Source organism: Nitrosomonas sp. Is79A3, from assembly GCF_000219585.1.
Classification (GTDB): domain Bacteria; phylum Pseudomonadota; class Gammaproteobacteria; order Burkholderiales; family Nitrosomonadaceae; genus Nitrosomonas.
Genome location: NC_015731.1, coordinates 1,181,787 through 1,193,775, shown reverse-complemented (window position 1 = coordinate 1,193,775; position 11,989 = coordinate 1,181,787). Strand labels below are relative to the sequence as shown.

The 11,989-nt window shown below is 45.9% G+C and carries 9 protein-coding genes; 2 read left to right on the top strand and 7 right to left on the bottom strand.

Features of this window, described 5'->3' with window-relative positions:
• Positions 1–105: 105 nt before the first annotated feature.
• Together NIT79A3_RS05405 and NIT79A3_RS05400 are read right to left on the bottom strand one after the other, a co-directional pair.
• Positions 106–708, bottom strand: coding sequence for a hypothetical protein (locus NIT79A3_RS05405; protein WP_013965234.1), 603 nt, complete (start codon positions 706–708; stop codon positions 106–108).
• A gap of 417 nt (positions 709–1,125) precedes the next feature.
• Positions 1,126–2,487 (bottom strand): cytochrome C, encoded by a 1,362-nt coding sequence (locus NIT79A3_RS05400; protein ID WP_348225733.1) that lies wholly within the window; start codon positions 2,485–2,487, stop codon positions 1,126–1,128.
• A 294-nt stretch (positions 2,488–2,781) separates the two neighbouring features.
• On the opposite strand from NIT79A3_RS05400, the gene NIT79A3_RS05395 reads away from it, so the two are divergent.
• Positions 2,782–4,323 carry a M10 family metallopeptidase C-terminal domain-containing protein gene (locus tag NIT79A3_RS05395; RefSeq protein ID WP_013965232.1) on the top strand — a complete coding sequence of 514 codons (1,542 nt, stop codon included), beginning with the start codon at positions 2,782–2,784 and terminating at the stop codon, positions 4,321–4,323.
• A gap of 65 nt (positions 4,324–4,388) precedes the next feature.
• Here the strand turns inward: NIT79A3_RS05395 and NIT79A3_RS05390 are convergent, their stop codons facing one another.
• Positions 4,389–5,948, bottom strand: coding sequence for a protein kinase (locus NIT79A3_RS05390; RefSeq protein WP_013965231.1), 1,560 nt, complete (start codon positions 5,946–5,948; stop codon positions 4,389–4,391).
• Between the two features lie 389 nt (positions 5,949–6,337).
• Here NIT79A3_RS05390 and NIT79A3_RS05385 point away from each other — a divergent pair, with 389 nt between their 5' ends.
• Positions 6,338–7,891, top strand: coding sequence for an APC family permease (locus tag NIT79A3_RS05385; RefSeq protein WP_013965230.1), 1,554 nt, complete (start codon positions 6,338–6,340; stop codon positions 7,889–7,891).
• A gap of 80 nt (positions 7,892–7,971) precedes the next feature.
• On the opposite strand, the gene NIT79A3_RS05380 is transcribed toward NIT79A3_RS05385, so the two are convergent.
• The 4 genes from NIT79A3_RS05380 to NIT79A3_RS05365 form a co-directional block, all read right to left on the bottom strand.
• Positions 7,972–8,352 (bottom strand): rhodanese-like domain-containing protein, encoded by a 381-nt coding sequence (locus tag NIT79A3_RS05380; RefSeq protein WP_013965229.1) that lies wholly within the window; start codon positions 8,350–8,352, stop codon positions 7,972–7,974.
• 297 nt (positions 8,353–8,649) lie between these two features.
• Positions 8,650–9,912 carry a methane monooxygenase/ammonia monooxygenase subunit B gene (locus NIT79A3_RS05375; RefSeq protein WP_013964655.1) on the bottom strand — a complete coding sequence of 421 codons (1,263 nt, stop codon included), beginning with the start codon at positions 9,910–9,912 and terminating at the stop codon, positions 8,650–8,652.
• The gene (locus NIT79A3_RS05370) at positions 9,912–10,736 is read right to left on the bottom strand and encodes a methane monooxygenase/ammonia monooxygenase subunit A (RefSeq protein WP_013964654.1); all 825 of its coding nucleotides are present in this window, start codon (positions 10,734–10,736) and stop codon (positions 9,912–9,914) included. Before NIT79A3_RS05370 ends, NIT79A3_RS05375 begins: the two co-directional genes overlap by 1 nt.
• Positions 10,737–10,916: 180 nt before the next feature.
• Positions 10,917–11,726 (bottom strand): methane monooxygenase/ammonia monooxygenase subunit C, encoded by an 810-nt coding sequence (locus tag NIT79A3_RS05365; protein ID WP_013964653.1) that lies wholly within the window; start codon positions 11,724–11,726, stop codon positions 10,917–10,919.
• Positions 11,727–11,989 lie beyond the last annotated feature (263 nt).

Genomic DNA, 11,989 nt, shown 5'->3' with positions numbered 1-11,989 from the left:
CCGGCCATACTACTTTGTGTTTGCCAGATCCATTACTGGAAATTATCAGGCAATAAAACCCGTCAGAGCGGGTTTTATGCACAGCAGAGACGATTTGAACCCGAATTATTTTATCTTTTGGATATTATAATTCCGGCTGGTACTGACAGATCCACTCCAGGGTCCGTCCATGGAATTAACAGTCCCGATCATATCTGCAGAAAATTGGTAACTCTTATTAGCATACTTCCATGACTCTCCGGGAGACATGGATTTGCCATGCCCAGCTGATGCACTGCGATAATCATTAGTATCGTGCCCGCTCAGGTCGATCACAACGGGTGCGGTTACGTTGGACGCAGTGCAATTTACATCAGCAGGATCCAGCGTGCCTTTTAAACCTAAGATCCAATCTTCATTCACCTGCTTAATGGACACCGCATCCCCGCCAGCAGGAAAGTTACAGGAAATAAACCACGAATCGCCGGTTGCTTCGTTATAGTAGCCGGCGTATAGACTGGTCGACACGACCCCTGAAAAATCATCGTATACACTCCCGCTCACATTCAGAGAGACATTTCCGTCATAAAAACTTGCCCAAAGGCTGTCGTAATATGACTTGTATTTAATAACCTGTTGTACTCGATCACCAATTGGAGCACTGTGCACCAGAGGGGCTGCCATCAAAGTGCAACCCAGTAAACCAGTTACCAAAACTCGAATCTTCATATTGTTATTCCTTTAAAATTTTTGTTTCATTTGTGAGCTGGATGCGCTCGCCGGTCAATCGCGAGCCAAACCCAGATTCGTATTGACAGCAAAAGGAAATTTCCACATAAGCCCTCCATGAGGCAATCATGCAGGCAACCTAAATGAGCGAAATCACCAGCAGGGAATATACCAAGGTAGTCTTTAAAATCCGGGTTGTAAAAGAAGGCTCTTTTACCCGTAATTTATCAATAGCGGAGAATTTATCGCGAAATCGGTGATGCACCTACTGTCACTCATGATCGCAGGAGGTGTAATCCGGAATTTTTATGTCATAGGCTAGTAAGAGCTGATGAGATCAACTCTTACTAGCACAACTGGTAAAATATGTTTATTTTTTCAACGATTTGAAGCAACAGAAATTTACAAAAGTAGAATTTAGAAAGCCAGCCACGCATTAAAGTAAAGCGTATCGTTATTAACAGCATTACGGCCTAGCCCATCATAATTATGGACGCTACCATTAAATTTGAAATTGTGAACGTATTGCACGGCAAGACGCAGATTTACGAATGTGCTCATGACCGAAGTATTGGTTTTTCCAAAAGGGGTATAACTGGCTTCCGCAGTGAAAGCTTCACTATTGGGGTTGCCCGTGCGGCTGCCACTGATGGGATCGCCAAAACTATAGATAACCGTATCGGCCGTTCCGGTAGTTTGACCGTAAAACAGATTCAGACCATACGTTTGCAAATACGTGTAACCAGCCCTAAGCCGAACCGTATCGAGGTTACTCTTTAATCTGTCCGCCAATCCCAATGCGGCACTGGCGTTCATATTGCGGTTTTCCCGAATATAGGTAGCGGTAAATTCATAAATGTGTACCGGATTTGCCAGATATTGATAGGTCATATCAAATCCGAAATCATCATAGGTGTCAGTACCCGCACCCGTTAGCCGTTGCGGATTAACATTCCCGTGCATGCCAAAAGAACCAATCGATCCATAATGTCCGTTCCAATCTTTCTGCAGTGCAACCCGCCAATATGGTGCACCGCCATTTAATCTGGCTTGTTCCGCATCAAACGTTCCAATTCCTTGTTGTGCATTTTTCGGTAGACTGGTATAACCGCCAGCTTCTACATAAAGAATATTATTCAACATCATATAGGCAGTTGCGCCGATGACTTGAGAACCCAGCGATTCAATAAGAGTTCCTGCCGATTGCGTAGGGGATAAAGGCGATGAACTCCACGGAAAACCCCATACGGGTGTTGTATTCCAAAGATCTGAGACCGTTGGATTGTTATTTGTCGTAAGACCATAAACCAGCTTTTGACCCGCCAATTCGAAATGATCTGCAAAGCGGATATCTGTATTATCCAACACCCCTTTATTTTCTACGCCATCATAAGTTCCTTCGATAAATGCGCCTATCTTGGGAGTAATGCGGCCAGCTAAGAAAATAGCTGCTTCATCGATCGTACCATTATTATTATTCCCAAAGCGAGCAGCCGCACCATCTGGTTGTCCCTCTTGCGTGTGTGTAAATGAGCCTCGAATCATGCCACTTAATGGAATCAAATTATTATTCTTACCGTCTGTTTGCGTATAACCATTGAGTTTAAAATTCCTGCCGACAGAAGTAAGATTAGGCCCGAAAGATTGCACGTGACAAGAACTGCATGCCATACCGGTTTGACGTGCAAAGCTTGGCAACGCATTGGCGTCAAGACTCAACAGGAAGAATGTTACAAAAACGACTAATAAAGACATTGTATTCTTGACTACGATCATCATTTCACCTTATATAAAGAAACGATCAAACAAGTTTATTTTTCAGCAAGGAAAGCAGTTTAAAAAAAGATTTAGCGAATTACCCGATAAGCGACTAGAATTTAAGCTATTAAATTACCAAACTTTGTAATTATTTTACGAGAACATATATTATTCCCATACATATGAATTATTTGTGAAGTGCATGAAGATCTTTTGTGAAGTTTTCGATATAAGTCTATTTTAACAACACACATTTAAATTATCGCTAACGCCGCACGCCAATTACTCAATTTCTCGTTTATTAGGACCCTTATCATGGCAACACCTTTAACCGCTAGCAGTGTTATTTACACTGATCCGGCCAATGACAATCAGATTGATTCTTTATTGGGCGGTACACGCTGGACAAATTCAACCATTTCCTACAGTTTTCCAGCCAGTAACAGTTCCCTGTTCTGGTCCACGCTTTCCGGATCGGGTTATGGTTCTCAGTTCGGAGATGGTGAGCCCTGGAATAGCGCAGCTAAGCCATTGACCAGCGCAGACCAGGACTACTTTGAGCAGGCTTTACAACAATGGGCCAACGTTGCCAATATAAACTTCATCAAGGTAGCGGAAACTCCCAGTGCAGTAGGAGATATTCGCGTAGCCTATACGGAAGATACGGATGATTCGACATTGGCTTGGTCTTATTTACCCAGCAACAGTACCAAATCGGGTGATATCTGGATCAACACCAAAAGTCTTCTCAATTTTCAGGATTGGACTCCCGGCACCATATCCTTTGAAACACTCTTACATGAGATCGGCCATGCCCTGGGTTTTAAACACCCCTTTGCGGATCCTGATGACCCAACCGCAAAAACGCTCCCGCCTGTACTGGATAGCATCATGCATACCATCATGAGCTATACCTATTCAAATCTGCAAGGAGAAGAAGGCAACGAATTTTCATTACATCCCACCACACCGATGGTGCTGGACATAGCCGCTATGCAATATTTATACGGCGCCAATAATCATTATCATGCCGGAAATGACATATATACCTACACCGATACAAATACTTACCACGAAACTATCTGGGATGCCGCCGGTCCTTCCGACACCATTCAGTATGCAGGTGCGATTTCCAGCCGCATTGATTTGAATCCAACCAGTGCATCGTTTATCGGTGAACCGATCTATGTTCAATCCAACGGTGTGAATGTCGGCCTGCCCATTCCGAATGTATGGATTGCTGACAATGTGATAATTGAAAATGCCATCGCCGGTCAAGGCGACGACGTGCTGATCGGAAACGACAGCAGCAATACCCTAGATGGAGATTCCGGAATTGACACCGTACTGGTGCAAGCGCCGCGTGATAACTACACACTGAGTAAAACTTCCAGCGGCTATACCATCACCGCCAACGCCAATCTCGGCAATCAGGACACACTGATGCATATTGAACGCCTGGAATTTAATGACATGAGGCTGGCGCTTGATCTGGATGGTTCCGCCGGGGAAGTTGCCAAATTACTCGGCGCTGTTTTTGGCGCTTCTGCCGCCGCCAATCAGGACTATGTCGGCATTGGCCTGACAGAAGCGGATAAAGGTCTGAGCTATGAACAATTGGGGGAATTCGCAATCCATGCGACAGAACTCACCAGCCACGACAAAATCGTAACCTTGTTATGGCAAAACTTGTTTGGCGCCGCGCCGTCAGATACTCAAAAATCGCCTTACGTCAAAATGCTTGATACCGGTGAAATATCATCCGGCGGTTTAGCGATATTGGCCGCAGACAGTGGTGTCAATGCTGAGAATATCCATTTGACGGGACTGGTGCAGACAGGCGTTGCGTTTGTTTGATGCAGTGTTGCATCGAATTGGTTCAAAAAATTAGCAACAACTGAGGCTGACAGGTACTAACTTATTTATTGCGCAGCCAATTCCTTCCGAATATTCTGTAGCTTAGGATCATCCGGCAAAACCGACTCCGCTCTTTGCAAATAGAGTCTAATCATATTGAGCTTACCTTCAGTTTTCGCTTTTTCAATAAACTGAACATACCGGTCCACTATTTTCTGCAACCCGGCACGCGCTTCCGCATTGCTGGGTTCCATGGTCAATACTATCTGATAATATTTATAGGCATTACCTCTCGACGGGGTGGTGAAATGCCCTGCTTTATAAGCTTTCTCAGCAGCAACCAAGTGCTTTTGGATTAAAGCTTCATCTGTGTTAGTTTTTAATGGTGTTGTTTCGTCTGCCAGCTCGGGTAGTTTTACGGGTTCAGCTACCTTGACTGAATCTGACTCTGGATTTGATTGTGCGACAATTGCAGGAGCGGCGGGTTGGTTTTCTTTAATCTCTGGTGTAACGATGGTCTTGCCGGGATTACGTTGGAATAAAGGCTGAGTAGCTACTGTACTTTGCTTGCCATCCACTGTTTCTGCCGGTTTTTTATCAAACCATAATCCAAATGTCACCAGTGCAACGATCCCGGTCATGATACCAATCCACAGATATCTCTGGTTATTGCGGTTTGCATCGCTGACGGTTTGCTCAGAGTTTGAAGTTCCCTCTTGGCCATTGCTGGCAGACTCTGATTTGAGTAGCGACAGAATCTCGCCCGCTGCTTGCGGCCGGCGGCTGTATTCGGGTTGCAACATCCAGTCAATCGCTTGCAGCAATTCGGCACTATAGGCAGTACCAGCTGACGCAGAAAGTGAGCCCATCGGATCGGATTCGCCTTGGCTTAAAGCCGCAACCCGGCTCTGCGCAGCAATGGGTTGGCGATGCGTGATACACGCAGACATTGTCGCGCCCAGCGCATAAAAATCGGTTGCCGGTCCGGGCGTATTCACAGACTCATATTGCTCCGCTGGCGCGTATCCGCTAGCTAATTCAGCAGCAAACTGAGCCGTGCGCGCGGCAATCGCTAATCGTGCAGCAGCAAAATCCGTCAGTAGTGGTTCGCCATCCTTACCCAAAAAGATCGCTGCCGGTTGAATACCGCCATGCACCATTCTGTATTCATGAATTTTCTGCAATGCATTCAGTATCGACACCAGAATGAATTTTAATTCCGTCTCAGCAAATGCTGTTTCCGACTGGATTAACTTGGAAAGCGACACACCTTCCCGGGTACTCATGATCAGATAAGCCGTGCCATTGAATAACAAGCTGTTCTCCGCCACGACAAGATTGGGATGCTCGATTTGCGTCAGCATCTCGGCCTGATCCAAAAATGCCTTTAACCCATAGTCAAAATTTTCTTCGTCTTCCGGAGATTTGGGCGCAACACCCAGCCCATCACTTGTGCGAACAGCGAAAACGTGCGGAAAATACTCTTGTATCTTCACTGGCTCCTTGAGATGGTGATTCCAGGCACGATAGGTAATATCGAACGGATTGACTTTTACCGTACCCTTAATTTCGTAGACACCGATTTGGGTCCCTGCAGGCAGAATTTGATCGTGTATGTTTGTCATGATAAGTGTTTATCTCTATCTTTAATCTCGATTAATGCTTTCGGTGGTGCAACTGACCGATTTAGAAACGCGTTATCGCCTAGTTTAAAGTAACTGAGTTTGATATACACCTCTATTTTCCGCTTGGAATGAAACCAAGTTGCGGCGGGCTTTTTAAATAGGAGGTGCGAATAGTACTCAGCTTGTGCAAAACTATCAGAAAATATCCGTAATCAGTCTCCCCGCAATTCTTTGAGACAAACCCGCTATTATTTGCGTAATCCACCTGTCCCAAATTGTACAACGCCAATCTCTTTCTACGTTTTTGACTTCACTGCAAATTTTTGCTACTTTCCAGCGCTTATCAGAAATTCTCTTTTCCTAATTCGCAGAAAACCATGAGGTATCAGATGCACGAAGAATCCGCGATGCACGGGCTGAAAGCCAAGGGATTAAAAAAAGGATCGGTATCCAAATCCGCTGCCGTCACGATTGGATTGGCAGCGACCGCTCCGGCGTACTCGTTAACCGGTGCATTGGGTTACGGTGCTTCCGAAAGCGGTTATCAGTTACCGATCGTGTTCATCCTGTCCGTGATTCCGATGTTCTTTGTGGCATTGTCCTACAAACACCTGACTACCTCAGCGCCGGATTCCGGTACGGTTTTCACATGGGGGGCCAAAGCCCTTGGGCCACGTTTTGGCTGGTTCGGCGGCTGGGCGTTGTTATTGGCGAGCGTGCTGGCGGGTGTCGCTGCAACCCAGGTCATAGTCAACACGACAGCCATCGTCTTTAATTTAGGCGAAACGCCCTTGTGGTTTCACTTTGGCGTAGCTATTCTATTCATCCTCAGCACGACGTATCTAACGGCACTCGGCGCTGAGGAATCTTCTCGCACCACCATGATTCTGACGATCGCGCAATATGGTGGTCTCATTGTACTCGCGGCCATTCTGCTAATGCGCGTTATGCAGGGGGGCGCGGTGAGTACTGCCGAGCCATTTTCAATGGAGTGGCTCAACCCGTTTGCAATCTCTTCTTTTAGTGCGTTTTTGAATGGATTTCTTGTGGCGTTATTCCTATTCTGGGGATTTGATGCGTCGCTGGCAATGTCTGAGGAAACAGAAGGCAGTTCAGAGCAAGCAGGCCGAAGCGGCCTTATCGCGATGACGATTACTGTGATTACTTATGTAGTTTTCTCTACTACAGCGTTAGCATACGCTGGTATCGATGCGCAGGATAAATCAAGCTTGACGTTCAAAGACAATATCGATTCGATCATCACCGTTCTGACGACCGATATGATCGGCGCCAAAGGCGCACTGATTGCTGCATTGATAATCGGGGTTTCGGCTTTCTCGTCGACGATGTCTACGATCATGCCAGCAGCGCGTGCTGCGCTGGCAATGGCAACGTACCGGGCCATTCCACGCAGATTTTCTTCAGTCAGTGAAGCAACACAAACACCGAAGTTTGCAACTTGGACAATCGGTTTGATGACGCTGGTAATTTACTCGACCCTGAGTATGATCAGCGAATCAATTGTCAAAGATTCGATCCACAGTGTCAGCATTGCCATCTGCACATACTACACAGTAGCAGCGCTATCCTGTGTACTCTATTTCCATCGTACCGCATTTAGCCATTGGCACACAGCGCTATCGCAGGTGATTTTGCCTGCAATTGCTGCGGTGATTCTGATCGCGGTGGGTATTCTTCAGGCGTGGAACATGATGGATCCCAATTACGGGTCCAGCGGATCGATTGCTGGCGTAGGTACTGTATTCTTGATTGGGGTTGTCGCGCTATTCCTCGGTGTTCCGTTGATGGTATTTTGGAATATACGCGAACCCAGATTCTTTCTGGGCGAGACACTTCCCCTTGAAAGAGCGCATATGGTGTTCGATAACCGTGATGGCATTCGAGAAGCTGGCAAAAATCTACTTAGCAAATCAAAAGAGTGAAACACTCTGGTATTAGGTGAAAAAGGCCGATTAGATTTTACATAAGCAAAACTGACAAATCTAAAACTGTTGCATCGCTTCTAGATTGATTTATCTTTTTCGAGCGGAAAACCAGCATCACGTAAAGCTCTAATACCACCACTCATTGATATCACATTGGTATAGCCCATCTGTTGCAATGCATCCGCAACCAGAACTGAACGATACCCACCTCCACAATACAGCACAATGGGGGCTTGCTTATCAGGTATCACATTTTCAATATCGCGTTCGATGATACCTTTTCCAAGATGACGAGCGCCTGCCGCGTGGTCAACCCAGAATTCATGATCTTCCCGCACATCGATAAAATGGAATTGTTCTCCCCGCGTCAATCGGGCCTGCACATCAGCAACGGTACATTCCTTCACGCGTTGTTTAGCTTGTTCCACTAACCGTAGAAACCCTGCATTGTGTTGCATTATTCTCCCCTATTATTAACACTATGTGATTATCAGAAATCGAGTTGGAATGTATCAAAGATTTTTCATACGGTCAAAACGAAAGCAAGCACACAAAATTACACTGAAATCAAACTCTTCCACTATAGGTGTCGCCTTGCTGCGATTAGAAAATACACTTAACTGTCTCAGATTGAGTGGACATGTATAACGGGCAGAAATACTGCATCAGAAAAATTTACCGGAACTAGGATAAAAAAAGCCGGTACACCGGCTGTCTTGCGACAGTGGTGTACCGGCGTTGATGCTTAACTAAGCTTATAGCTTGGTAAAGACTGGGATAACTGCACCAGCAATACTATTAATATAGCGATTGCCTTCTTGGTCCCAGGTCATCAGTAAGCCACCAAAGCGGCTTTCTGGGTCACCCAACAGTGCCATCAAACGTTGTACTTCCCACAACGCATCTTTGGCTTCCATCTTAACTTCACGGGTTTCTCCAGGCTGAATTCCTTTGTCGTCATCCATTGATAAACCAGTTGCTACCAGTTCTCTTGGATAATCTGGATCCAGGTGTTGCTGTCCCAATTTGTTAACAAAACGTACACCTGCTGTGGTGAATTCACCGATGTTGACCGCTGAGTCTCCATTGTTGGTGATTTCCATGGTCACACGTAATGCGCGGCCTGGTACGTCATAGTTAGCATGTGTTACTTTGATTGCAACTGGGTTCGGTGCAATCGGCATTGGTGCTACTTTAGATTCACCAGCTTGGATCGGTACTGTGTATGGATGCACGCTTTCTGTATAACGATAGCCTCCCCATACCACTGCACAGGTCAGGATCGCAACTGCCAATCCAACTTTTCTGTCCGTTGGTGATGTCAGTAACTCATCACCATACGCCAGCAATACACGGCTACGTGGCAGGAACATCGGTTTCGCTACAAAGTAGCCAATCCAGAAGCAGCCGATAGCTAGCCATAATACATGCCAGAATATGCCATTGCTGAAGTTGAAATTCTCCAGGTCAATGGTTTTACCAGTCAGTGTGGTGATTGGGTTGGTGAAGTCATCCCAACTTCCAGAGATGTTCATCCAAGAGGCTGGGCCTGCAATAGGTCCTGCGTCCTTGATGTTTACCATCGCGTGCATGTGATGACGTCCTGGAATCCTTGCTTTCAGTTTCACTTCAAATTCATAGTCACGTCCAATTTCCAGTGGGCCTGATATGAAGGTCGGTTCGCCATTCAGCTTGGTGCTTAAACGTACAAACACCGGGCTAGGACTTCCTACGTTAAAAAATGCACGTGTTGGCTTACCTACCGCACGTGGCCAATCTTCTGCTAAGTGAAACTTCCCTGTCATGGTAGCAATGTCATTGACTTTGGTGACTTTCGGTTGCCATTTCAAGTCGTACCATTGAATACTACGCATACGCAGGAACGGTTCTTGTGAACGTTCACCGTGTGCCGCTGCCGGTGCTACGTCTACTACCAGCGTTACCGCCAGTGATGCCGCTCCTATCGCAGCTCCATACAGGCCTAATACGCCCAGCTTTAAAATGCTTTTTATATTCATTATTTGATCCCCTGTGCAAAGCCTTTTTCACCAAAAGCTGTTACGTCGTTCTTCATAGAGATACGACCTCTTTCACCTTTAACATAGTAGAAAGCGGTGCAATATAATTTGCCAAAGTACCACCATACACAGAACATCAGCATGGATACAAAAGCCCCGAAGAAGGCCGCAATCACTGTGGTGTGTCCACCAAACGTACGCAGTGAGCCTTGTTCAATCAAGCGCACATATTCCGGTGTACCAGTCCGCACATACAGGAATCCTGTGTAGTCAGCTACTGACAGTAATACACCTTCTACTACCACTGGTAAGTGGGTCGGGCCAAATATCGGCCAGTTGCCTGGATAGAAAAACAATCCCCAGAAACCACCGCCTAACAGTGCTGTAATCAGCCAGTTACCCGTCAACAGTAAAACTGTATCTAACATCAGCGCACCAGGAATCATGGTTGATGGCAATACAAAGTTGATTGGGTAATGTGACCACCAGTAGAAGCCCCAGTAACGGGTCAGCCATTCACCTACTAACAGGCATACGATACAGAGTGTCGCGCCAAATGGCAGGCGATAGTTTACCCACAGGTAATACTGAAGCGCTGCACAGTACATGATACCTACAATCGGTGTTACAACAGGCCACCATTGACGGTCTTTCCAGTCAAGCCAAAAATCCCAGTCTCCTGCCAGTAGCATGAAGTGCATGTGATAGGTACCAACCAGAAGAATACAGAGAATTGGAAAATACACCGCATCTATATATCTGGACATTCTGACTGCTTCTGGCGGCATCTTTGCCGCTGCTAAAATTTCGTCTGTTCTACTCACTAGACCCTCCCTTCTTCTTTTCGTGTGATATTAAATATGAAAACTCTTTGACGATTCCTTTACTACTACTTTGCTGCTAATTCGTCGTCGCGATACATTTCGTTTCCATAACTGCAAGTAACTTAAATCTCTTTACCACTCCTATCTCTCTTCGAGACAGGAGTGGTAATCTCGCCTAGATTAAGGAACTATCCGGTTGTTCAGAATCTCTTTGCTTGAGTTATTCCAGATAACGTCGGTCAGGTTGGAGTAACGGGTGATAATTTGTGCTGCGATACCACCTGAAAACAAGCCTGCCCAGCCCAGAATCACAAAGCCCCAGTGCAATGGCGCACTGAACAGTTCTTCCATGAACCAGAATGCATGACCCCATTCGTTCAATCCTACGTTAGGCAGAATCATCAATGGGCCTGCAATTGCCATAACCAGCGGGAATGATGTGCCGCGGCTATACAGTGGCAAACGGGTCATCGCGTACAGGTATGAGGCTATGCCACATACGATGTACATCGGGAATGAGCCGTAAAACACCACTACGTGACTTGGCGTGAAGCTAGTGTCACGAATAATCACTTGGTGCCACGATGCATCTTGTTCGGTGAAGAAGCTTCCGCCCCAGTAAACACCAAACAAATACACACCCAGCCACATCATCCAGTAGAAATAACGTTTGATCTCTAACTTTGGATCCAGGTTGTCCAGTTGTTCTTTCGTGTCACGGGTCTTCAGGATCCAGCCCCAGGTGATCAAAGCAAATAAAGGCATCAGGGTCATGTGTACGCGCCACAGTCCCATCCACACTTTGTCAAATTCCGGTTCCATCGAGTCCATGCCGTGTGAATATGCAAATGTCCTTTGATACCAGATCCAAAATATCGCCACCAATAACATGGTGAGCATTCCTATCTTGTAGTACTTTGAGTCGTACCACAGCGACATGTCATAGTTAGCGCTCGAACTTGCGCTCGTTGTGCCATAAGTTGTTGCCATGTTTCTATCTCCTAACTGTTAATCAAAACTACTTCCCGTTCTTACTACTTCTTATCACTTTTAATACTAATTAATTAGTACTGCTTTAAAATTCGGCAGCTAAATCTTCCCTGCTTACTTCTCTCAATTTAGCTACACCTCTCAGGCTAGTCGACCTTGGGGTTTAAAGTCAAGTCATTTGTCATAAAATCTCCTACCTTCCCCAATGGTCTTACACCCCAATATTCAAACTTTTTCCTTTACTCACAATAAGTAAAGGGATA